This window comes from Streptomyces sp. NPDC057445 (assembly GCF_042802855.1).
GTDB lineage: Bacteria > Actinomycetota > Actinomycetes > Streptomycetales > Streptomycetaceae > Streptomyces.
In genome coordinates this window covers 294,329-316,984 of record NZ_JBHVDH010000003.1, presented here as the reverse complement: position 1 = coordinate 316,984, position 22,656 = coordinate 294,329, and the positions used below count along the sequence as shown (strand labels likewise).

21 protein-coding genes are annotated in these 22,656 nt (G+C 71.2%); 6 read left to right on the top strand and 15 right to left on the bottom strand.

Annotated features, from left to right (window positions below):
- Positions 1–169: 169 nt before the first annotated feature.
- Positions 170–847 (bottom strand): two-component system response regulator AfsQ1, encoded by a 678-nt coding sequence (gene afsQ1, locus ACFU5O_RS09385; protein ID WP_351229557.1) that lies wholly within the window; start codon positions 845–847, stop codon positions 170–172.
- A gap of 193 nt (positions 848–1,040) precedes the next feature.
- Between afsQ1 and ACFU5O_RS09380 the strand changes: the two genes are divergently transcribed.
- Positions 1,041–1,805 (top strand): SigE family RNA polymerase sigma factor, encoded by a 765-nt coding sequence (locus tag ACFU5O_RS09380; protein ID WP_384238342.1) that lies wholly within the window; start codon positions 1,041–1,043, stop codon positions 1,803–1,805.
- Positions 1,806–2,315: 510 nt separating this feature from the next.
- On the opposite strand, the gene ACFU5O_RS09375 is transcribed toward ACFU5O_RS09380, so the two are convergent.
- Complete coding sequence (locus tag ACFU5O_RS09375; RefSeq protein ID WP_384238340.1) at positions 2,316–3,032, bottom strand: uridine kinase; 717 nt, start codon at positions 3,030–3,032, stop codon at positions 2,316–2,318.
- A gap of 54 nt (positions 3,033–3,086) precedes the next feature.
- On the opposite strand from ACFU5O_RS09375, the gene ACFU5O_RS09370 reads away from it, so the two are divergent.
- Positions 3,087–3,431 carry a hypothetical protein gene (locus tag ACFU5O_RS09370; protein ID WP_384238338.1) on the top strand — a complete coding sequence of 115 codons (345 nt, stop codon included), beginning with the start codon at positions 3,087–3,089 and terminating at the stop codon, positions 3,429–3,431.
- Between the two features lie 92 nt (positions 3,432–3,523).
- On the opposite strand, the gene ACFU5O_RS09365 is transcribed toward ACFU5O_RS09370, so the two are convergent.
- The 3 genes from ACFU5O_RS09365 to deoC are packed head-to-tail and all read right to left on the bottom strand — an operon-like array spanning position 3,524 to position 6,793.
- A complete protein-coding gene (locus ACFU5O_RS09365; RefSeq protein WP_384238336.1) occupies positions 3,524–4,417 on the bottom strand; it encodes an aldehyde dehydrogenase family protein in 894 nt (297 codons plus the stop codon).
- Positions 4,410–5,846: an aldehyde dehydrogenase family protein gene (locus ACFU5O_RS09360; protein WP_384238936.1), complete on the bottom strand. Its 1,437-nt coding sequence runs from the start codon at positions 5,844–5,846 to the stop codon at positions 4,410–4,412. Before ACFU5O_RS09360 ends, ACFU5O_RS09365 begins: the two co-directional genes overlap by 8 nt.
- Positions 5,846–6,793 carry a deoxyribose-phosphate aldolase gene (gene deoC, locus ACFU5O_RS09355; RefSeq protein WP_384238334.1) on the bottom strand — a complete coding sequence of 316 codons (948 nt, stop codon included), beginning with the start codon at positions 6,791–6,793 and terminating at the stop codon, positions 5,846–5,848. The genes ACFU5O_RS09360 and deoC overlap by 1 nt, the downstream gene beginning before the upstream one ends.
- A gap of 475 nt (positions 6,794–7,268) precedes the next feature.
- Between deoC and ACFU5O_RS09350 the strand changes: the two genes are divergently transcribed.
- Positions 7,269–7,925 (top strand): PH domain-containing protein, encoded by a 657-nt coding sequence (locus ACFU5O_RS09350; protein WP_384238332.1) that lies wholly within the window; start codon positions 7,269–7,271, stop codon positions 7,923–7,925.
- A gap of 15 nt (positions 7,926–7,940) precedes the next feature.
- Here the strand turns inward: ACFU5O_RS09350 and ACFU5O_RS09345 are convergent, their stop codons facing one another.
- From ACFU5O_RS09345 to ACFU5O_RS09330, 4 genes are all read right to left on the bottom strand, one after another.
- Positions 7,941–9,134, bottom strand: coding sequence for a mannosyltransferase family protein (locus tag ACFU5O_RS09345; RefSeq protein WP_384238330.1), 1,194 nt, complete (start codon positions 9,132–9,134; stop codon positions 7,941–7,943).
- A gap of 137 nt (positions 9,135–9,271) precedes the next feature.
- A complete protein-coding gene (locus ACFU5O_RS09340) occupies positions 9,272–10,921 on the bottom strand; it encodes a phospho-sugar mutase (protein WP_384238328.1) in 1,650 nt (549 codons plus the stop codon).
- 571 nt (positions 10,922–11,492) lie between these two features.
- Positions 11,493–12,302, bottom strand: coding sequence for a purine-nucleoside phosphorylase (locus tag ACFU5O_RS09335; RefSeq protein WP_384238326.1), 810 nt, complete (start codon positions 12,300–12,302; stop codon positions 11,493–11,495).
- Positions 12,303–12,404: 102 nt separating this feature from the next.
- A complete protein-coding gene (locus ACFU5O_RS09330; RefSeq protein ID WP_384238324.1) occupies positions 12,405–12,842 on the bottom strand; it encodes a gamma-glutamylcyclotransferase in 438 nt (145 codons plus the stop codon).
- A 208-nt stretch (positions 12,843–13,050) separates the two neighbouring features.
- Here ACFU5O_RS09330 and ACFU5O_RS09325 point away from each other — a divergent pair, with 208 nt between their 5' ends.
- On the top strand, positions 13,051–14,490 hold the full coding sequence (locus ACFU5O_RS09325; RefSeq protein ID WP_384238322.1) for an NAD(P)H-quinone dehydrogenase: 1,440 nt from the start codon (positions 13,051–13,053) through the stop codon (positions 14,488–14,490).
- 134 nt (positions 14,491–14,624) lie between these two features.
- Positions 14,625–15,551: a DeoR/GlpR family DNA-binding transcription regulator gene (locus ACFU5O_RS09320; protein ID WP_384238320.1), complete on the top strand. Its 927-nt coding sequence runs from the start codon at positions 14,625–14,627 to the stop codon at positions 15,549–15,551.
- 676 nt (positions 15,552–16,227) lie between these two features.
- Here ACFU5O_RS09320 and ACFU5O_RS09315 read toward each other — a convergent pair.
- The gene (locus tag ACFU5O_RS09315) at positions 16,228–16,815 is read right to left on the bottom strand and encodes a TetR/AcrR family transcriptional regulator (protein WP_384238318.1); all 588 of its coding nucleotides are present in this window, start codon (positions 16,813–16,815) and stop codon (positions 16,228–16,230) included.
- 77 nt (positions 16,816–16,892) lie between these two features.
- Positions 16,893–18,653 (bottom strand): acetyl/propionyl/methylcrotonyl-CoA carboxylase subunit alpha, encoded by a 1,761-nt coding sequence (locus ACFU5O_RS09310; protein ID WP_384238317.1) that lies wholly within the window; start codon positions 18,651–18,653, stop codon positions 16,893–16,895.
- Positions 18,654–19,118: 465 nt separating this feature from the next.
- Between ACFU5O_RS09310 and ACFU5O_RS09305 the strand changes: the two genes are divergently transcribed.
- Positions 19,119–19,574 carry a hypothetical protein gene (locus ACFU5O_RS09305; protein ID WP_384238315.1) on the top strand — a complete coding sequence of 152 codons (456 nt, stop codon included), beginning with the start codon at positions 19,119–19,121 and terminating at the stop codon, positions 19,572–19,574.
- A gap of 101 nt (positions 19,575–19,675) precedes the next feature.
- Here ACFU5O_RS09305 and ACFU5O_RS09300 read toward each other — a convergent pair whose 3' ends face one another.
- From ACFU5O_RS09300 to ACFU5O_RS09285, 4 genes are all read right to left on the bottom strand, one after another.
- Entirely contained in the window at positions 19,676–20,293 is a 618-nt protein-coding gene (locus tag ACFU5O_RS09300; RefSeq protein WP_384238313.1) for a Maf family protein, read from the bottom strand.
- An 82-nt stretch (positions 20,294–20,375) separates the two neighbouring features.
- Positions 20,376–20,504, bottom strand: coding sequence for a morphogenic membrane protein MmpB (gene mmpB / locus ACFU5O_RS09295; protein ID WP_384238311.1), 129 nt, complete (start codon positions 20,502–20,504; stop codon positions 20,376–20,378).
- A gap of 218 nt (positions 20,505–20,722) precedes the next feature.
- Positions 20,723–20,929, bottom strand: a complete 207-nt coding sequence (locus ACFU5O_RS09290; protein ID WP_384238309.1) for an acyl-CoA carboxylase epsilon subunit — start codon at positions 20,927–20,929, stop codon at positions 20,723–20,725.
- Between the two features lie 21 nt (positions 20,930–20,950).
- Entirely contained in the window at positions 20,951–22,546 is a 1,596-nt protein-coding gene (locus tag ACFU5O_RS09285; protein ID WP_384238307.1) for an acyl-CoA carboxylase subunit beta, read from the bottom strand.
- Between the last annotated feature and the right edge of the window lie 110 nt (positions 22,547–22,656).

Sequence of the window (22,656 nt, the reverse complement as noted above, 5' to 3'; positions counted from 1 at the left end):
GCGTACGTCGCCACGGAGGCGGCGCAGAGGTGCCGGCATCGTGGTCGGCTGCGGCCCGGTGGCCGCGCGTGCGTCGCTCACTGTGCCGTTTCCTTCGCTTCTCCGCCCGCGCGGCGCAGAGGTGCCGGCATCGTGGTCGGCTGCGGCCCGGTGGCCGCGCGTGCGTCGCTCATTGTGGGGCGTCCAGCCGGTATCCCACGCCCCGCACCGTACGGATCAGGGTCGGCGAGGACGGCACGTCCTCCACCTTCGCCCGCAGCCGCTGCACACACGCGTCCACCAGGCGCGAGTCGCCCAGGTAGTCGTGCTCCCAGACGAGACGGAGCAGCTGCTGGCGTGACAGCGCCTGGCCGGGGCGGCGGCTCAGCTCCAGCAGGAGACGCAGCTCGGTCGGAGTGAGCTGCAGATCCTCGCCGTTCTTGGTGACCGTCATCGCGGAGCGGTCGATCACCAGCGAGCCGAACGTCGCCGAGTCCGTGGACTCGCGCTCACCGCGCCGCAGTACGGCCCGGATGCGTGCGTCCAGGACGCGGCCCTGCACCGGCTTGACCACATAGTCGTCGGCTCCGGACTCCAGTCCGACCACGACGTCGATGTCGTCGCTGCGCGCGGTCAGCAGGATGATCGGCAGCTGGTCGGTGCGCCTGATCCGCCGGCACACCTCGAAACCGTCGATGCCGGGCAGCATCACGTCCAGCACGATCAGATCCGGCCGCTGCTCACGCAGCAGTTTCAGGCCGTCCTCTCCCGTCGCCGCGGTGGCCACACGGTGGCCCTGGCGTGACAGCGAGAGTTCGAGGGCCGTGCGGATGGCGTCGTCGTCCTCGATCAGCAACAGGAAAGGCACGGAGGTCATTCTGGCCCATGGGGGAGGCGGAGTTCGACAGGTGGGGAGCGCTCACATGCCCGTGGACAGTACACGCGCCCCCTGTGACAGCCCTGTGACAGTCGGCGGACACCGGCGTGAAGGTGCCCGGGCAGTCTTTTCCCCACAGCCGAAGACGGCAGGCAAGCAGACTCCAACCGACGGGGGGCGCGAGATGAACGCACTGCACAGCACCACCTCAAGCGCAGTTGTCACGCGTCTGCACGACGTCGTGAGGAGCACGGAGAAGTCCGGCGCCGCGAACGGGCGGGGGTGCGTTCGTGGCGCCGGACGCCAGTACAAGCCTTCGGCGTCGGCTCCTGCGTACATGACAGTCGTCGATGCGAACAGCGAGGGTGTGGGGGGCAACGGGGGAAGCGCGTACGGGGAGGCTCAGGGGGAGCGGAGCAGCAGCCTGTCGGAGGCGGAGTTCACCGCCTACGTCCAGGAGCGCCGCGCCTCCCTGTACGCGACCGCGTACCACCTGACCGGTGACCGGTTCGAGGCGGAGGACCTGCTGCAGAGCGCGCTCTTCTCGACGTACCGGGCCTGGGACCGCATCAGCGACAAGGCCGCGGTCGGCGGCTATCTGCGCCGGACCATGACCAATCTGCACATCAGCGCGTGGCGCCGCCGCAAGCTGAACGAGTACCCGACCGAGGAGCTCCCGGAGACGGCGGGCGACACGGACGCGATGCGCGGCACGGAACTGCGGGCGGTCCTCTGGCAGGCCCTGGCCCGCCTGCCGGAGACACAGCGCACCATGCTGGTGCTGCGCTACTACGAGGGCCGCACCGACCCGGAGATCGCGGACATCCTGGGCATCAGTGTCGGCACGGTGAAGTCGAGCATCTGGCGGTCGCTCCGCCGGCTGCGCGAGGACGAGGTCCTCAGCTTCGGCCGTGACGAGGAAGAGTCCTTCGGCGAGCTGGTGGCCTGAAGGCGGTACGGGGGAACACGGGGGAAGCACGGGGGAGTCGAGGGGATCACGGGGGATCTTCTCGACGCTGCGGTGAAACGCACGGGGCCGGCCAGGACCGAAGGGTCCGGGGCGGCCCCGTACGCGTTCGGGGTATCGGTGCGGGCGGCGCCAGGAGCTCGTCGGCCCAGGCCCGTGGGGGCACCCGGGGAGCCGGTGCTTCCAGGACAGGCGCAATGTGCCGGCCGGTCACCGCGGGCGCGCCGGGCGGCGCGGGGACGCACGGTGTGCCCGGTACCGGGCCGGGGCCGGCGTGTCCGTCCTCGGAAACCCGGTCTCCGGCCGAGACCGCCCGACGCCCGGCGACCCAGCCCGTCGGGGGTTCCCCGGACGGGCTGGGGGAGCGTGAGGACGGACGCACCGGACGCCGCCGCGGTACCGGTCGCCACACCTGTGCTCCGGAGGCCACACGGGCCCCGCACCCGTTCGTACCGGGCACACCGCGCAGCGGGCCGGCCGCGCCTCAAGGGCCTACGCGGGCTCCGGAGTCGGCGTCGGAGCGGGGGAGCGGCGGCAGCGGCCCGCAGCCGCGGCGGCCAGGCGGCCGAGGGCCTCCTCCTTGCCGCAGGGGTACGCGCCGAGCGCGGACTGGCGGGCGACGATGCCGCGTTCCGCGCGCATCAGCCGCCAGCCGCGGCGGACGAGGAACGGTACGGACTTGCGGCCCTCGCGCAGATCGCGCAGCAGCCGGCGGCGGAAGGTCGTCGAGGGACGCCCGCGCAGGCACAGCGCGTCGGCGAGCACGCCGAGTTCCTGGCAGCGGCTCACGATGTCCGCGGCGAAGATGCCCTCGGCGACGAACAGCGGCGTGCGCGCGATGTCGAGGGTCTCCCGGCCCGCGCGCGAGCTGGTGGCGATGTCGTAGAGGGGGACGGTGGTACGTCCCGTACGGCACAGCGCCACGACCGCGGCGACCGCCGCGTCCGCGTCCCAGGAGTCCGGGGAGTCCCAGTCGATGTCCGTGCTGCCCATGACCAGCGGCAGCGTGGGGTCGTCCCCTTCCTTGTAGAAGTCGTCGAGGCGCAGCACCGGGAGGCCGGAGCGCGCGGCGAGGGACGACTTTCCTGAGCCGGAGGGCCCGGAGAGCAGGACGACGCGCGTCGGAAGGGGTTGGGAACTCACGGGACACCAGTGTGAGGCATTGACTCCCGCGAGGGACCCCCGGGAGGTCCTGTTGGTATCGAGCATCACATCGGAACTACGCTGCGTGCTCGTCCCGTTACTTCTCGAGGCAGGATTCCCATGGCACGACACACATTGCTCAGGGCCGCCGGACTCGCGGTCACCGCGGTGGGCGCGGCGCTCGGCGCCGGTGCCGGCTCGGCCCAGGCCGCTCAGGTCGGCGACCTCGATCCCGCGGCGGCCCTGCACGCACTGGACGGCACCGCCGGGCACATGAGCGGTCCCGTCGAACACGTGCCGCTCAACCCGCTCGCGAACACGGGTGTGGACCCGCTCGACAATGGCGTCGGTACCCAGGTCGCCGACTTCAGGCCCGTCAACTCCCGGGAGCTCACCGGTTCGCTGGGGGGCGTCGACGACGTGCCGGTCGCCGGTCCGCTGCTGGGCGGCATCACCCCGGGCTGAGCGACTTCCGCACACGACGACGGGCCCGCGGGGGACTTCCCGCGGGCCCGTCGCCATGTGTCGGCAGGCAGGTACGTCAGTTCGTCGGTACGTCAGTACGCCGAGCCGGACGCGCCCAGCGAACCCGTCGGGTGCCAGACGGTCTTCGTCTCCAGGAGGGCGGTCATCCGCTTCGTGCCCGGGTCGGCCGACCAGTCCTCGGCGCGGGGGCGCAGCACCCGCTTGAGGTTGTCCGCGGCTGCGACCTCCAGCTCCTTCGCCAACTGCTCGTCCGCGCCTGTCAGGTCGATCGCGTTGACGTCCTGGTGCGCGGCGAGGGGAGTCGCGATCTCGGCCGTGCGGCCGGAGAGGACGTTGACGACGCCGCCGGGGAGGTCGGACGTGGCCAGCACCTCGCCCAGGGACAGGGCGGGGAGCGGGGCGTTCTCTGAAGCGATCACCACGACCGTGTTGCCGGTGGCGATCGCCGGGGCGACCACCGACACCAGGCCCAGGAACGAGGACTCCTGGGGGGCCAGGACCGTGACCACGCCGGTCGGCTCCGGGGTGGACAGGTTGAAGAACGGGCCCGCGACCGGGTTCGCCCCGCCCACGATCTGGCCGATCTTGTCCGTCCAGCCCGCGTACCAGACCCAGCGGTCGATCGCGGCGTCCACGACCGCGGCCGCCTTGGACTTCGAAAGGCCCTCGGCGTCGGCCACTTCGCGCGTGAACTGCTCGCGGCGGCCCTCCAGCATCTCGGCGATGCGGTAGAGGATCTGGCCCCGGTTGTACGCCGTCGCGCCCGACCAGGCGCCGAACGCCTTGCGCGCCGCGACGACGGCGTCACGGGCGTCCTTGCGGGACGACAGCGGGGCGTTGGCCAACCACTTGCCCTTCGAGTCGGTCACCTCGTACACCCGTCCGCTCTCGCTCCGGGGGAACTTGCCCCCGACGAACAGCTTGTAGGTCTTGAAGACACTCAGTCGTGCCGTCGACTCAGACATCGAGGTAGGCCTCCAGACCGTGGCGGCCGCCCTCGCGGCCGAAGCCCGATTCCTTGTAGCCGCCGAAGGGCGAGGTCGGGTCGAACTTGTTGAAGGTGTTGGCCCACACGACACCTGCGCGGAGCTTGTTCGCGACCGCGAGGATGCGGGAGCCCTTCTCCGTCCAGATGCCGGCCGACAGGCCGTACTGGCTGTTGTTGGCCTTGGCGACGGCCTCGTCCGGGGTGCGGAACGACAGGACCGACAGCACCGGGCCGAAGATCTCGTCGCGGGCGACGGTGTGCGCCTGCGTGACGTTCGTGAAGAGCGTCGGAGCGAACCAGTAGCCGGAGGACGGCAGCTCGCACGGCGCGGACCAGCGCTCGGCGCCCTCGGCCTCGCCGGTCTCGGCGAGGGCCGTGATCCGGGCCAGCTGCTCGGCCGAGTTGATCGCGCCGATGTCGGTGTTCTTGTCCAGCGGGTCACCGAGGCGCAGCGTGGAAAGCCGGCGCTTGAGCGAGTCCAGCAGCTCGTCCTGGATCGACTCCTGGACCAGCAGACGCGAGCCCGCGCAGCAGACCTGGCCCTGGTTGAAGAAGATGCCGCCGACGATGCCCTCGACGGCCTGGTCGATGGGGGCGTCGTCGAAGACGATGTTGGCGCCCTTGCCGCCCAGCTCCAGGGTGACCTTCTTGTCCGTGCCGGCGATCTCGCGCGCGATCGCCTTGCCGACAGCGGTGGAACCGGTGAAGGCCACCTTGTTGACGTCCGGGTGCGCGACGAGCGCGGCGCCCGTGTCGCCGTAGCCGGGAAGGATGTTGACGACGCCCTTCGGCAGCCCGGCCTGGCGGCAGATGTCCGCGAAGAAGAGCGCCGACAGAGGCGTGGTCTCTGCGGGCTTCAGCACCACCGTGTTACCGGTGGCCAGCGCCGGGGCGATCTTCCAGGCCAGCATCAGCAGCGGGAAGTTCCAGGGGATGACCTGGCCGGCGACGCCGAGCGGCCGCGGGTTCGGGCCGTAGCCCGCGTGGTCGAGCTTGTCCGCCCAGCCCGCGTAGTAGAAGAAGTGCGCGGCGACCAGCGGGAGGTCCGCGTCGCGGGTCTCCTTGATCGGCTTTCCGTTGTCGAGGGTCTCCAGGACGGCCAGCTCGCGCGAGCGCTCCTGGATGATCCTGGCGATACGGAAGAGGTACTTGGCACGCTCGGAGCCCGGCAGCGCGGACCACTTCTCGAACGCCTTGCGCGCGGCCTTCACGGCACGGTCGACGTCCTCGGCGCCCGCCTGGGCGACCTCGGAGAGGACTTCCTCGGTGGAGGGGGAGACCGTCTTGAAGACCTTGCCGTCGGCGGCGTCGGTGAACTCACCGTCGATGAACAGGCCGTACGACGGGGCGATGTCGACGACCGACCGCGACTCGGGTGCGGGTGCGTATTCAAAGGCCATGATGATCAGTCCACCGTCACGTAATCGGGGCCGGAGTAACGGCCGGTCGCCAGCTTCTGGCGCTGCATCAGCAGGTCGTTCAGCAGGCTGGACGCGCCGAAGCGGAACCAGTGGTTGTCCAGCCAGTCCGCACCGGCGGTCTCGTTGACCAGCACCAGGAACTTGATCGCGTCTTTGCTGGTGCGGATGCCGCCGGCGGGCTTCACGCCCACCTGGACCCCGGTCTGCGCCCGGAAGTCGCGGACGGCCTCGAGCATGAGCAGGGTGTTCGCCGGGGTCGCGTTGACCGCGACCTTGCCGGTCGACGTCTTGATGAAGTCGGCACCGGCCATCATGCCGAGCCAGGAGGCGCGGCGGATGTTGTCGTACGTGGAGAGCTCGCCGGTCTCGAAGATGACCTTCAGCCGGGCGGCCCCTGAGGCCTCCCTCACGGCCAGGATCTCCTCGTAGACCTTCATGTACTTGCCCGCGAGGAAGGCGCCGCGGTCGATCACCATGTCGATCTCGTCGGCCCCGGCGGCGACGGCGTCACGGGTGTCCGCGAGCTTCACGTCGAGCGCGGCGCGGCCGGCCGGGAACGCGGTGGCGACGGAGGCGACCTTGACGTCCGCACCGCCCAGGGCGGCCTTGGCGGTGGCCACCATGTCCGGGTAGACGCAGACGGCGGCCGTCTTCGGGGCCGTACGGTCGGTCGGATCAGGGTGGACGGCCTTGGCGGCGAGCGCCCGGACCTTGCCCGGGGTGTCCGCGCCTTCCAGCGTCGTCAGGTCGATCATCGAGATGGCCAGGTCGATGGCGTACGCCTTGGCCGTCGTCTTGATCGAGCGGGTGCCGAGAGACGCGGCGCGCGCTTCCAGGCCGACGGTGTCGACCCCGGGCAGCCCGTGCAGGAAGCGGCGCAGTGCGCTGTCGGACGAGGTCACGTCAGCGAATGCAGGTGCAATGGTGGGCATGGTCACCAGGGGAGCATATCTACGCGCGTAGCGACCTGTACACCCCCGCGATGGATCGCGGAGGGAAATAGCAGGTGGGAACATCTGCTCGTGATAGCTGTCACACGACGTCGCCGAGGTCCTTTCCACCGCAGACGCGGACCGCATCGGCCGGTACGACGTGGCCGTCACGCCCGGTGAGAGGGGGCCGGCCGTCCTCGGGCACTTCGCGACCGGCCGCCCTGAGGGATGTAGCCGAAGCGCGGGTGGGAGACGGGATCAGCGTCGTGCGAGCGGACGGTACCACCGCCGTCTCCGCCTCCGTGAACCGGTGCGTGGGCAGGAAGGTCTTCCCGGCGCGGAAGGTCCACGGCGACACGGACCGCCCCGGGCTGCGGCTCATCACCTGCGGCGGGGAACCGGCGGCCACCGGCCGGACGGCATCATCCTGTACGCCGATCTCGCCCCCTGAGGCGCGTGAGGCAGAATCGGGAGCATGACGACCCCCAGCCCGGGCCAGGGCCCCGAGCAGCCGGACGCAGAGCCGACGTACGCCGACCGTGTCCACCGGTCTGCTCCCGCGATGGCGGCCGGCGTGCTGATGCTCGCTCTGGTCGCCTGGATCGCCGGGGACGCGATGGTACGGGGCGAGGGCCGCGCGCCATGGCTGGGACTCGCGGGACTGCTCCTGGTGGTGCCGCTGATCGTCGCCTTCACCCTGCGGCCCGCCGTGTACGTCAACGACGACCGCATCCGGATCAGGAACCCGTTCCGCACCATCACGCTCCCCTGGGGCGCGGTCGCGGACGTGCGGGCCGGCTACTCCAGCGAGATCGTCACGCAGGAGGGCACCAAGTACCAGATGTGGGCGATTCCCGTCTCGCTGCGTCAGCGCAAGCGCGCCGCTCGACGACAGATGGTGGCCTCACAGGACGACCCCCACGGCCGTACCTCCGTGATCGCGGACGTCACCGACTCCACCGCCCGGCTGGCGCCCGCCGACCGGACCGTCGCCGATCTGCGGGAGACGGCCGAACGCAGTGCCTCCCGTCCCGGTGCCCAGGGCGAGTCGCAGGTGCGCTGGGCGTACGAGATCGCCGGACCCGCGGTCGTGGGCGCGATCCTCCTCGTGGTGCTGCTGGCCGTCGGCTGAGCCGGCGCACGGCCCTCATGGCGGCCCGGTCCACACCAGCAGCAGATACGCGCCGAGCCAGGCCGACGACAGCGCCGCCCCGCCCAGCACCAGGACGGCCGCCGCACACCGCGCCCGCGCCACCGCCACCGCGACCGGCAGCAACAGCGGGAACGCGGGTACGAGGAAACGGGCACGCGGGAAGAAGACACCGCCGCTGCCGAGCACGACGAGCAGCAGCACACCCGTGAAGACGAGCAGGACCAGCGGCTGGCGGTCCGCCACACAGAGCACGTACAGAGCCGCCGACAGCACCAGTACGACCGAGACCACCACCAGGAACAGCGTGGGGGTCGCGTCGTAGGCGAGATGCCGGCGCAGCTCCCACAACGTCCTGCGACCGCCGTCCCACTCGTTGCGCCACAGCTTCTGCACGGCGAAGTAGCCGTCCCGCCGCCCGACCCGCTGCCCCACCCAGGCGACGAACCCCCACCAGCCGAGCGGCGCGATCAGAGCCCCCACGAGCGCCCGCCGGTCCCGGGCCCGCACGCAGGCGAGCAGCCCGGCGACGGTCACGGCCGCGGCGACGGCGATCCCCGTCGGCCGGGTCAGCCCGGCCAGTGTCGCCAGCGAACCGGCCCACAGCCATCGGCTCCCGAGCGCCGCGTACAGGGTCCATGCCGTGAACGCCGTGAACAGGGATTCCGTGTAGCCCATCCACTGGACGACCGCGACCGGCGTCGCCCCCCACAGCACGGCGAGCACGGTCCCGGTGCGCCGCCCGTGCAGCCGGTCGCCGACCGAGAAGATCCCCCATGCGGCGACCAGCGACGACACCACGGCGATCGCGAGCGCCACGGAGGCACGGGTCCCCGGCGTCACCGCCGCGACGGCCCTCACCAGCGCCGGATAGAGCGGGAAGAACGCCAGGTTGTTGGAATCCATGGCGGTGCCGAGCTCCCGCTCGTACCCGTGGCCGGCGATGCTCAGGTACCAGCGGGAGTCCCATGACGTGGCGAGCGTCGGCCAGACGCCGCGGCCCTGGACGTGCGCCCATCGGGCCAGCACGAGCAGCCCGAACAGCCGCACCGTGACGTATCCGAGCAGCGCGGGCGCCGCCCTTCGCAGCGCCCGGAGCAAGCGGCTCTCCCCACCCCGCACGCCACCGCCCCCCGTGGCCGGCGGCCGACGGGAGGCGGGAACGGTGGCATGTGTTGCGGTCGGGGGCACGGCTGCTCCGGTGACTCGGCGGGCGGTACCGGGGTCACCTTCGCCCGCGGACCACTGACGGGCACGGGCCGCTGGGTCAGCTGCCGTAGGTGTTTCACCCGTACGGGGGCTGCCGCCCCGGAGCCGGAGCCGTGCCGTCAGATTCCGGCGGCCTGCGCGAGATCGTGCTTGACCGCCGCGAGGATCTCCACGGCGCGCGCCCGCGCGCCCGCGAGCTCGCTCGCGTCGGTGACCGGGACCACGACCTCCAGGTAGCACTTGAGCTTCGGCTCCGTGCCGCTCGGGCGCACGATGACGCGGGCGTCGAACTCGCCCTCGAGGCAGTACCGCAGACCGTCCGTCGGAGGCAGCTCCGCGGTGCCCTTCGCCAGATCCTCCGCCGAGACGACCTGGAGTCCGGCCAGCGTCACAGGCGGCCGCTCGCGCAGCCGGCGCATCGCGTCCGCGATGATGCCGAGGTCCTTCACGCGCACCGACAGCTGGTCGGTGGCGTGCAGGCCGTGCTCGACCGCGAGGTCGTCCAGCAGGTCCAGGAGCGTACGGCCCTGCTCCTTGAGCTCCGAGGTCAGCTCGGCGACGAGCAGCGCCGCCGTGATGCCGTCCTTGTCACGGACGCCTTCCGGGTCGACGCAGTAGCCGAGCGCCTCCTCGTAGCCGTACCGCAGACCCTCGACGCGGGCGATCCACTTGAAGCCGGTCAGCGTCTCCTGGTAACCGAGGCCGGCCGCCTCCGCGATCCGGCGGAGCAGCGACGACGACACGATCGACTCCGCGAACGTGCCGCGCGCGCCCTTGCGGACGAGATGAGCGGCGAGCAGCGCGCCGACCTCGTCGCCCCTGAGCATCCGCCACCCCCCGTCCGCACCGTCGTCGGGGACGGCCACGGCACACCGGTCGGCGTCCGGGTCGTTGGCGATGACGATGTCCGGCCGGGCCTCCCTCGCCTTCGCGAAGGCGAGGTCCATCGCGCCCGGCTCCTCAGGGTTGGGGAAGGCGACGGTCGGGAACGCGGGGTCCGGCTCGGCCTGCTCCGCGACGAGCACCGGCGCCGGGAACCCGGCACGCTCCCACGCGGCCAGCACCACGTCCTTGCCGACGCCGTGCATGGCCGTGTAGACGACCCGCGCGGTGCGGGGGGAACCCTCGCTCAGGACCGCGTCCGTGCGCTCCAGATACGCGTCCAGGACCTCGTTGCCGAGCGTGTCCCAGCCCGCCTCGGGGCGGGGCACGTCGTGGAGACTGCCGACGGCCTCGATCCGGGCGGCGATCTCTGCGTCGGCCGGGGGAACGATCTGCGAGCCGTCGCCCAGGTACACCTTGTAGCCGTTGTCGCGCGGCGGGTTGTGGCTGGCGGTCACCTCGACACCGGCGACGGCGCCCAGATGTCTGATCGCGAAGGCGAGCACGGGGGTCGGCAGGGGCCGAGGCAGCAGGACGGCGCGCAGCCCGGCGCCGGTCATCACGGCCGCGGTGTCGCGGGCGAAGTCGGCGGACTTGTAGCGGGCGTCGTAGCCGATGACGACGAGGCCGTCGGTGTGGCCCTGGTCCTTGAGGTAACCGGCGAGTCCCGCGGCGGCGCGAATGACCACGACGCGGTTCATCCGCATCGGTCCGGCCCCGAGCTCGCCGCGCAGCCCGGCCGTCCCGAACTGCAGCGTCCCGGCGAACCGTGCCTCCAGTTCCGCCGTGTCCTGAGCCTCGACGAGCCCGGCGAGCTCGTCCCGGGTCTCCGCATCGGGGTCCTCTGCCAGCCAAGCCCGGGCCTGTGCGATCAGGTCCTGCGCCACGGTGATGTGCCTCTCGGTCGTGTGTGGTTGTCGGTGTTGACGGAGCCGTGACTGCGGCCGGGGTGTCCGTCCTCAATCTCCCCCAGACCCCCAACGGGCTGTTGGTGGGTGGTGGGGCGGGGCCCCTCCGGGCTCGACTCCTCGGGGCCGGCGGCGTACCACCCACCTCACAGGCTGCCGGGCCGACCCTGCACGGCCCCGCCCCTGGGCGCGTTCCCGACTGCCGCCCGGTGGATGGTTCACCCGACACACGGCGATCGGCCACCCACCCCTGGCCACGAGGGGGGCCGTGGAGGGGTCGTGTCCGGGACACTAAAGCGTGATTTGTGGCGCGGCGCAGGCGCTGCCCTTTGAGGTGCTGGTCAGCGCGCCGTAAATCATGCCGTCCCGGATGCGAGCCCCGGAACGGCCCCCAACGCCCACCACCCGGTACCGGCCGACCCCGACAACCCAGCCCGTCCGGCACTTGAGGACGGACACACCGGCCAACAACACGGCATCGGCCAACCACGACAACCACACCCCGCACCCGCACCGCGCAGCGCCGCGCAGCGGACCCGCACGGTGACGACTACAGCCGCGCCAGCACCTGCGTCAGCAGCTCGCCCATCCGGGACGCCGAGTCGCGTCCCGCCTGCAGGACCTCCTCGTGGTTGAGGGGCTCGCCCGACAGGCCCGCCGCCAGGTTCGTGACCAGGGAGATGCCCAGCACCTCGGCGCCCGCCTCACGCGCAGCGATCGCCTCGAGGACCGTGGACATGCCGACGAGGTCGCCGCCCATCACCCGGACCATGTTGATCTCGGCCGGAGTCTCGTAGTGCGGGCCGGGGAACTGGACGTACACGCCCTCCTCCAGCGACGCGTCGATCTCCTTGCACAGCGTCCGCAGCCGCGGCGAGTACAGGTCGGTCAGGTCCACGAAGTTCGCGCCGACGATCGGCGACGCGGCCGTCAGATTGATGTGGTCGCTGATCAGCACGGGCTGCCCGGGGCGCATGCCTTCGCGCAGACCGCCGCAGCCGTTGGTCAGGACGATGGTCTTGCAGCCCGCGGCGACCGCGGTGCGCACACCGTGGGCTACGGCGGCGACGCCACGGCCCTCGTAGTAGTGCGTACGGCCCAGGAAGACCAGCGCACGCTTGTCGCCGATCTTGTACGAGCGGACCTTGCCGCCGTGTCCTTCGACGGCGGGCGGGGGAAAGCCCGGCAGCTCGGTGACCGGGAATTCGGCCTCGGGAGCGCCGAGGGCGTCGACGGCCGGCGCCCAGCCGGAGCCCATCACCAGGGCGACGTCGTGGGTCTCGGCGCCGGTGAGCTCGCGCAGGCGTTCAGCGGCGTCGGAGGCGGCGGCGTGGGGATCCGGGGTAACAGAAACGTTCACGGGGAAAGCCTAGCCCGTGAATCCCTACGCGCGTAGATGACGATGCTCACTAGTCTGGAATCCGTTCCTTGTCGTAATGCACAAGGACCGGCCCGGCTGCCGTCAGCAGGGGCGCTTGCGCAGCTCCATCACATAGTCGTGCGGTGCACCCGCCGACTCGGCCGCGTCCGCGATCTCGCCCAGGTAGCGCGCGGAGGGCAGTCCGCCCTCGTACCCGTTCAGGACGTACACCCAGGCCGGCTCCTCGCCGTCCAGCGTGTGCACCCGTACCCGCATGCGCCGGTATATGTCGAGACCGACGCCTTCCCAGCGGTCCATGGAGTCCTCGTCCAGCGGCGCGATGTCGTACAGCGCGACGAAGACCTGGGAACGTGGCGCCTCCGCGATCGTGGCCAGTGATCCCTCCCAGCCCATCTGCTCGCCGCCGAACGTCAGCCGCCAGCCGTTGAGCCAGCCCGTGCCGCGCAGCGGGGAGTGCGGGGCGCGGCGGGTCATCAGCCGCGCGTCGAGGTTGCCGGCGTACGCGGCGTAGAGCGACATGAGATCGAGGGTACGGGAGGGGGAGCCGTGACCGCTCGTCCCGATGGCCCTCACCGGGCACGCGGCGCTCGCCCGCCCGGTGCCCGGCGCTCGCGGTACCGGTGCCGCGGACCGGCGGCCGGGCCCCGGCGCGAAGCACCTTGAGGCGTGCGGGACAATGGGTTGCGACGGACCAACCGGCAGAGCGAGAGCGCGAGGCGTAACCCCAGTGACCCGGATCGTGATCATCGGTGGCGGACCCGGCGGATACGAGGCGGCCCTGGTGGCGGCCCAGCTCGGCGCGGAGGTGACCGTCGTCGACTGCGACGGCCTCGGCGGAGCCTCCGTACTCACCGACTGCGTACCCTCGAAGACCCTGATCGCCACCGCCGAGGTGATGACCAACTTCGACTCCTCTCACGAGGAGCTCGGCATCATCGTCGCGGACGACACCCCGCACATCGAGCAGGCCGCCCGGATCGTCGGCGTGGACCTGGGCAAGGTCAACCGACGGGTCAAGCGGCTCGCGCTCGCCCAGTCCCACGACATCACCGCCTCGGTCACCCGTGCGGGAGCCCGTGTCATGCGCGGTCGCGGCCGGCTCGACGGCCGCCAGGCCACGGACGGCTCCCGCAAGGTGGTCGTCACCGCGGCCGACGGCACCGAGGAGACCCTCACCGCCGACGCCGTACTGATCGCCACCGGCGGTCACCCGCGCGAGATTCCCGACGCCCTGCCCGACGGCGAGCGCATCCTGAACTGGACCCAGGTCTACGACCTGGACGAGCTCCCCGAAGAGCTGATCGTGGTCGGTTCCGGTGTCACCGGCGCCGAGTTCGCCGGTGCGTACCAGGCGCTGGGCTCCCGGGTCACCCTCGTCTCCTCGCGGGACCGCGTGCTGCCGGGTGAGGACCCGGACGCCGCCGCCGTTCTCGAGGACGTTTTCCGCCGTCGGGGCATGAACGTCATGGCCCGCTCCCGCGCCCAGTCCGCCAAGCGTGTCGGCGACCGGGTCGAGGTGACCCTCTCGGACGGACGGGTCATCTCCGGTACGCACTGCCTCATGGCCGTCGGCGCGATCCCCAACTCCGCGGGGATGGGCCTGGACGAGGCCGGGGTGCGCCTCACCGAGTCCGGCCACATCTGGACCGACAAGGTCTCCCGCACCTCGGCGCCCGGCGTGTACGCGGCCGGAGACGTCACCGGCGTCTTCGCCCTGGCCTCGGTCGCGGCCATGCAGGGCCGGATCGCGATGTACCACTTCCTGGGCGACGCGGTGGCCCCGCTGGACCTCAAGACGGTCTCCTCGAACGTCTTCACCGACCCCGAGATCGCGACCGTCGGCTACACCCAGGCGGACGTCGACGGCGGGGTCATCGACGCCCGCGGCGTCAAGCTCCCGCTGCTGCGCAACCCGCGCGCGAAGATGCAGGGCATCCGGGACGGCTTCGTCAAGATCTTCTGCCGCCCCGGCACCGGAATCGTCGTCGGTGGTGTGGTCGTCGCCCCGCGCGCATCGGAACTGATCCACCCCATCTCGATCGCGGTCGACAACAATCTGACGGTGGAACAGATCGCAAACGCTTTCACCGTGTACCCCTCGTTGTCGGGCTCGATCGCGGAGGTCGCGCGGCAACTGCACACGCGGAAGACGGCGGGCGGGGCGTAACGCGGGGCAATCGCCGCCAAGCGGGACGTTCCTGAACGTCCGCCATACCACGTTTCGACCCGGGCCGTGCGCAACTTCGCCAATTCGGCGCAAAGCGCTGAAAAGTATCGGCCGCTGGGGTTACTGTCAGTTTCGTGTTCGCTGCAGAACGTCGTCAGTTGATTCTCGAAATGGTGCGCGCCAACGGAGCTGTTTCGCTCCGTGAGCTCGCCCGCGTCGTCCAGACCTCCGAAGTGACCGTACGGCGCGACGTGCGGGCACTGGAGGCAGAAGGACTCCTCGACCGCCGGCACGGCGGTGCGGTACTGCCGGGCGGATTCACGCGAGAGTCCGGCTTCCCGCAGAAATCCCATCTCGCGACCGCGGAGAAGACGGCCATCGCCGACGCCGCCGCGGCTCTGGTCGAAGAAGGCGAGGCCATCGTGGTCGGCGCGGGGACGACCACGCAGGAGCTGGCGCGCCGGCTCGCGCGTGTCCCGGGGCTGACCGTGGTGACCAACTCGCTGCTGGTCGCACAGGCGCTGGCGCATGCGAACCGTGTCGAGGTCGTCATGACCGGCGGCACGCTGCGTGGCTCGAACTATGCGCTGGTCGGCAGCGGGGCGGAGCAGTCCCTGCAAGGGCTGCGTGTCTCCCGGGCCTTCCTCTCGGGAAGCGGTCTCACGGCCGAGCGTGGTCTGTCCACGTCCAACATGCTGTCCGCCAGCGTGGACCGGGCGCTGGTCCAGGCCGCGGCGGAGGTGGTGGTCCTCGCGGACCACACCAAGCTGGGTACGGACACCATGTTCCAGACGGTGCCGACGGATGTCATCACCCGTCTGGTGACGGACGAGCCGCCCCCGCACGACGACCGCGCGGCGACGGAGCTGCAGGCCCTCGCGGATCAGGGCGTCCAGGTCGCGGTTGCGGGCGGCGGCGGTGGCGAGAGCGCCCGCCCTCGCCGTGAGGTCCCCCTCCCGGGCCAGCGCCGCACCCACCCGGGGCCGGGCCTCCGCGCGGCGGCGGCCCTCGCGGCGGACCAGCCGGAACGGGCGCGGGTGGCGGACCTCCGCCGTCGCTGACGGGTCGCGTGCGCGGGCGGTTCGGGTGTGGTTGTCGTGGTTGGCCGGTGCGGTCGCTGCGCGGTGCCGGTGTGGTTGTCGGGGTTGGCGGGTGCGGGTCCGCTGCGCGGTGCCGGTGTGGTTGTCGTGGTGGGCGGTGCCGTGACTGCGGCCGGTGTGTCCGTCCTCAAGTGCCGGACGGGCTGGGTTGTCGGGGTCGGCCGGTACCGGGTCGTGGGCGTTGGGGGCCGTTCCGGGGCTCGCATCCGGGACGGCATGATTTACGGCGCGCTGACCGGCACATCAAAGGGCAGCGCCCGCGCCGCGCCACAAATCACGCTTTAGTGTCCCGGACACGACCCCTCCACGGCCCCCCTCGGGGCCAGGGGTGGGGGCCGATCGCCGTGGTCGCGTGTCTGTGCCCCCTCCGGGGTGCAGTCGGCAACGCTGCCGGGGCGGGGCCGTGCAGGGTCGGCCCCGCAGGGGACGGCGGAACTGCTGGTTGCCTGCGAGGTCGGCGGTACGCCGCCGTCCCCGAGGAGTCGAGCCCGGAGGGGCCCCGCCCCACCCCCCACAGCCCCCGCATCGAGCCCGTCTGGCGATTGAGGACGGACACACCGGCCGCAGTCACGGCAGCGCCAACCCCGACAACCACCCAAGCCCGCGCAGCGACCCGTACCGGCCCATCCCGAAGGGACTACGCCTTCAGGCCTCGCAGTGTCAGTGTCAGCAGGCGGTCCGCCAGTTCAGGGTCCGACGGGTCCTGCTCCGCGGCCAGCGCGATCGCGTTCGTCAGCTGCATCAGGTCGCCGATCGACACATCGACCCGCACCGCACCCGCCTCCTGCGCCCGCGCGAGCAGCCGCGCCCCCGCCTGGCGCAGAGGGACGCTGCACTGGGACAGCGACTCGGACATCAGCGCCCGTGCCACGCCCCGGTACTCGCCCGCGTGGGTGACGATGGCGCGCAGCCATTCCACGAGCGCCCCGCACGGCTGCTCCGCCGACGCCAGTTCCCGGGACCGCTCGAGCAGCGAGGCCAGCGCGTCCTGGAAGACGGCGTTCATGAGCGCGTGGCGGTTGGGGAAGTGCCGGTACAGCGTTCCGATCCCCACGCCCGCACGCCGCGCGATGTCCTCGAGCGACGCATCCGTACCGTGCTCCGCGAACGCGGCACGTGCCTCGACGAGCAGCCGCTCGTAGTTGCGGCGGGCGTCGGCCCGCATCGGCCGCGCCGTGCCGGCTTCCGCGCCGGCTTCCGCGCCTGCCTCCGTGCCCGTGGTCATGCCCACCAGGATGCCGTACGCACGTGTGGGCCTGCCGGGCGTACCCGGCAGGCCCACACATGAGGAGGAACCGGACGTCAGTCCTTGATCTCGCAGATCACCGCGCCCGAGGTGAGCGACGCGCCCACCTCGGCCGCCAGGCCCTTGATCGTGCCGGAGCGGTGCGCGTTGAGCGGCTGCTCCATCTTCATCGCCTCGAGCACGACGACGAGGTCGCCCTCGTTGACCTGCTGGCCTTCCTCGACCGCGACCTTGACGATCGTGCCCTGCATCGGGGACGCGAGGGTGTCGCCGGAGGCCGCCGGGCCGGACTTCTTGGCCGCGCGGCGCTTCGGCTTGGCGCCGCCCGCCGCGGCGGTGCGCGCGAGCGTCATGCCCAGCGACGACGGCAGCGAGACCTCGAGACGCTTGCCGCCGACCTCGACGACGACCGTCTCGCGGCCCGGCTCGTCCTCCACCTCGACGTCGGCCGGGGCGGCGAAGGGCTTGATCTCGTTGACGAACTCGGTCTCGATCCAGCGGGTGTGGACCGTGAACGGCCCGTCCGCCGGGGCGAACGCCGGGTCGACGACGACCGCGCGGTGGAACGGGATGGCCGTGGCCATGCCCTCGACCTTGAACTCCGCGAGCGCACGCGCCGCGCGCTGCAGCGCCTGCTCACGCGTCGCGCCGGTGACGATCAGCTTGGCGAGCAGCGAGTCCCAGGCGGGGCCGATGACCGAGCCGGACTCGACACCCGCGTCCAGCCGGACGCCCGGGCCGGTCGGCGGCGCGAAGGTGGTCACCGTGCCGGGGGCCGGGAGGAAGCCCCGGCCGGGGTCCTCGCCGTTGATGCGGAACTCGAAGGAGTGGCCGCGCAGCGACGGGTCGTCGTAGCCGAGCTCCTCGCCGTCGGCGATGCGGAACATCTCGCGTACGAGGTCGATGCCGGTGACCTCTTCTGTGACCGGGTGCTCCACCTGGAGACGGGTGTTCACCTCGAGGAAGGAGATCGTGCCGTCCGTGCCGACGAGGAACTCGACGGTGCCGGCGCCGACATAGCCGGCCTCCTTGAGGATGGCCTTCGACGCCCGGTACAGCTCCGCGTTCTGCTCGCCCGTCAGGAACGGGGCGGGGGCCTCCTCCACCAGCTTCTGGTGACGGCGCTGGAGCGAGCAGTCACGGGTGGACACCACGACCACGTTCCCGTGCTGGTCGGCCAGGCACTGGGTCTCCACGTGCCGCGGCTTGTCCAGGTACCGCTCGACGAAGCACTCGCCGCGACCGAAGGCGGCGACCGCCTCACGGACGGCGGAGTCGTACAGCTCCGGGATCTCTTCCAGGGTCCGGGCGACCTTCAGGCCACGGCCGCCACCGCCGAAAGCGGCCTTGATGGCGATCGGAAGCCCGTGCTCCTTGGCGAACGTGACGACCTCTTCGGCCCCCGAGACCGGGTCGGGCGTACCGGCGACGAGCGGGGCCCCGGCGCGCTGGGCGATGTGACGGGCGGCCACCTTGTCGCCCAGGTCGCGGATCGCGGCCGGCGGCGGACCGATCCAGGTCAGACCCGCGTCGATGACGGCCTGCGCGAAGTCGGCGTTCTCGGAGAGGAAGCCGTAACCGGGGTGGATCGCGTCGGCACCCGAATCGGCCGCTGCCTGGAGGACCTTGCCCATGTCCAGATAGCTCGCCGCCGGGGTGTCACCGCCCAGGGCGAACGCCTCGTCGGCCGCGCGGACGTGCAGTGCGTCGCGGTCCGGGTCGGCGTAGACGGCTACGCTCGCGATCCCGGCGTCCCGGCATGCACGGGCAACGCGGACAGCGATCTCGCCTCGGTTGGCGATGAGCACCTTGCGCACGATGGCTCCCTCCTTGCTGTGTTGTCCGGGGGGATGCCACCCCCGGTCTGCGGCTACGCCCCCGGCCAGGTCGCTCACCCCGGTCGGAGCACTCGGGCGGGTCACCGCGCCGAAGACTTCGCTGAAACATGCTGAGTTTAGGGACTACCGACACGTCCTTTCGACCCGTTCCCACTCGTGACCTTGCCCACACGGAGGGTTATCCGGGCCCAACGGGTGTGGCGAATTCCCTTGTGGCACCACGGTACGCCGCGTCCCTGCTGTGCAGCGTAGCCTTCGGATGTGGTCAAGGTCTCTGCGTAGCCGGTTAGCGGCGTGACGCGTTTCTTTGTGGAGTCCCTACGAATGGCGGAATGATTCTTTGCCCGTGTCCGGACCCTTGTCCGAAGGTTTACCCGTTAGTAGCGTTCGCGGTGTCGTTCGTACTGCAGGTAACAGATGCTCGGAACTGAGGGGGTGGGCGCCGTGGCGCGCAGACCGGTGGCCGTGGTGGCCGCGCTCGTGCTCTTCCTTGAAGCCATGGGAATCGTGGCGATCAACGGCATTCTCGCCACCGTCGTGGACAACCAGAGCATGTCCCTCGACGGCATGGATCCCGACGTCATGGCGACCGGCACCTGGGCGATGGGCGGCTTCTTCGGCGTCTACCTCGTCGCTTGTGGAATCGTCCTGCTGTTGGCGGGGCTGCGTGACCGTACGCCGGGCCGTTTCGGGCGTGTCCTGCTCATCATCTGCGCCGTGGTGCACGGGGTGCTCGGCGCGCTGACCGTCGGTCTGGTCGGCTGGTCCGCCTTCGTGTTCATGATGGTGGTGCTGGGGCTGATCGTGCTGAGCCTGGTGGCGTACGGAAAGAGCGAGCCCGCCGTCGCGCCGCCGGCCGACGCGGCCCCGTCTGAGGCGAACGGCGCGTCGCCGGCGTAGCCGCGCGAGGCTCTGCCCCGTGGGTCCCGGCCCGGGAACCGCCGCCCGGCGATCCCGGCCCCGGGACCCCGCGGGGTCCCGCCCCGGAAGCCGCGGAAAGCTCAGACCCAGAGATCCGTGATCCGGATCCCCAGCTCGCCGAGCAGCCTCCGCAGCAGCGGCGTCGACAGCCCGATCACATTCCCGTAGTCGCCCTCGATCGAGTCGACGAACGGCGCCGAACGGCCGTCCAGCGTGAACGCACCCGCCACATGCAGCGGTTCGCCGCTCGCGACGTACGCGGCGATCTCGGCGTCCGTCGGGTCACCGAAGTTCACCGTCGTGGAGGCGGTCGCGGAGACGCGACGGCCGCTCGCGGTGTCGATCACACAGTGGCCGGTACGAAGGACGCCCGCACGGCCGCGCATGGACTTCCAGCGGGCGGTGGCCTCCTCCGCGTCGGCCGGCTTCCCCAGAGCTTCGCCGTCGAGCTCCAGAACGGAGTCGCAACCGATGACCAGTGCCCCCGCGACCTCGTCGCGGCCGGCCACCGCCACGGCCTTGGCCTCGGCGAGCACCAGGGCCAGCTCGGCGGGGGTCGGGGCGGTCAGGGCGTCCTCGTCGACACCGCTGACGATCACCTCGGGCTCCAGTCCCGCCTGACGCAGCAGCCCGCGGCGGGCGGGGGAGGCGGAGGCGAGGACGACACGGCGGCGCGGCTGATCGGTCATGCGGGCCATCGTAGGCGCCATCGCCTGCCGGGGTCCGGGAGACCGGGTGACGGCCGGCGCAGCAGGGGCTCCGGGAACGGCCCGGGGTCCTTCAGTGCAGCCCCACGACCACCATCGCGACGATCATCGCGAGCGCCAGCAGGATGCCGGCACGGCGCATCATCGCCTGCATGTCCCGCATCTCCTGCGGGGGTTCGTTCTCGGGGTCGGACCACAGCATGTCTTCGATCGTGATGCCGCGGTGTCCGGTACGCCTGAGTATCCGTACTCAGGCTCCCCGGTGCGAAAGGACTAAATCACGGCTCCGTCACGGACCGGTGGAGGTGCGGTGAAACCGAGGGCCGCCGAGCTGCCGACAGCGGTCAGGCGGCCGGGTACGGAGGAGGGCCGGACCCGTCCAGGGGTCCGGCCCTCCGTGTTCCTTCCGACGCGCAGGCGCTATCCGGGCCAGAACGTGCGGGTCCACGCCCGCGGACCCGGCCGCAGAGCCCGCGCCCGCGCGATCCGTGCCGGATCCGACCACTCCTCCGGCACCTGCGGCGCGCCGGACGCGGCAGAAGCCGTCGCCGCGGCGCGCGCCTGAACCACCGCCAGTGCGGCGGCCAGCTCCTCAGGGGTCGGGTTGCCCCGTACGACCTTGATCACAGCGGCTCCTTCCGGCGGCGCCTACAGGGGAATGTTGCCGTGCTTCTTCGGGGGAAGGTTTTCCCGCTTCGTCCGGAGCTGACGCAGACCCTTGACGATCTGCGCGCGGGTCTCGGACGGCATGACCACCGCGTCGATGTAGCCGCGCTCGGCCGCGGTGTACGGGTTGAGGAGCGCGTCCTCGTAGTCCGCGATCAGTTGGGCGCGCACCGCCTCCACGTCGTCACCGGCGGCCGCGATCGTGCGGCGGTGCAGGATGTTCACCGCGCCCTGGGCGCCCATGACGGCGATCTGCGCGGTCGGCCAGGCGAGGTTCAGATCGGCGCCGAGGTGCTTGGAGCCCATGACGTCGTACGCGCCGCCGAAGGCCTTCCGCGTGATCACGGTGATCAGCGGAACGGTCGCCTCCGCGTATGCGTAGATCAGCTTGGCGCCGCGCCGGATGATGCCGCTGTACTCCTGGTCCACACCCGGCAGGAAGCCGGGCACATCCACGAAGGTCAGTACCGGGATGTTGAAGGCGTCGCAGGTGCGCACGAAGCGTGCGGCCTTCTCGCTCGCGTTGATGTCGAGACAGCCGGCGAACTGCATCGGCTGGTTGGCGACGATGCCGACCGGGAAGCCCTCGACCCGGCCGAAGCCCGTGACGATGTTCGGCGCGAACATCGCCTGCGTCTCCAGGAATTCGCCGTCGTCCAGCACATGCTCGAGCACGGTGTGCATGTCGTACGGCTGGTTGGCGCTGTCCGGGATCAGCGTGTCCAGCTCGCGGTCCTCGTCGGTGATGTCGAGGAGAGCCTCCTCGGGGAAGGCCGGCGGCTCGGACAGGTTGTTCGACGGCAGATACGACAGCAGGGACTTGACGTACTCGATGGCGTCCTTCTCGTCGCCCGCCATGTGGTGCGCGACACCGGAGGTGGTGTTGTGCGTACGGGCGCCGCCCAGCTCCTCGAAGCCGACGTCCTCACCGGTTACGGTCTTGATGACGTCGGGCCCGGTGATGAACATGTGCGAGGTCTGGTCGACCATCACCGTGAAGTCGGTGATGGCGGGCGAGTAGACCGCGCCGCCGGCGCACGGGCCTACGACCAGGGAGATCTGCGGGATCACACCGGACGCGTGGGTGTTGCGGCGGAAGATCTCGCCGTACATGCCGAGGGCCATGACGCCCTCCTGGATGCGGGCGCCGCCGGAGTCGTTGATCCCGATCACCGGGCAACCGGTCTTCAGCGCAAAGTCCATCACCTTGACGATCTTCTGGCCGAAGACCTCGCCCAGCGCCCCGCCGAAGACCGTGAAGTCCTGCGAGAACACGGCCACGGGACGGCCGTCCACCGTGCCGTAGCCGGTGACGACACCGTCTCCGTACGGGCGGGTCTTCTCCAGGCCGAAGTTGGTCGAGCGGTGGCGTGCGAGCTCGTCCAGCTCGACGAACGACCCCTCGTCGAGGAGGAGTTCGATCCGCTCACGGGCCGTCAGCTTGCCCTTGGCGTGCTGCTTCTCCACCGCGCGCGCGGAGCCTGCGTGTGTCGCCTCATGAATGCGGCGCTGGAAATCCGCGATCTTGCCAGCGGTGGTGTGGATGTCGATCTTTTGGGGCTCTGCCGGCTCGGACATCGCGATGCGGCTCCCTGCCTGGTCACGGGGTGTTGGCTACTGACTCGTAGCGTATCGGCGCGGATACGGTTCGGCAGTGCGGCGTTTGCCACACCCCCCTGTGCTTGCGG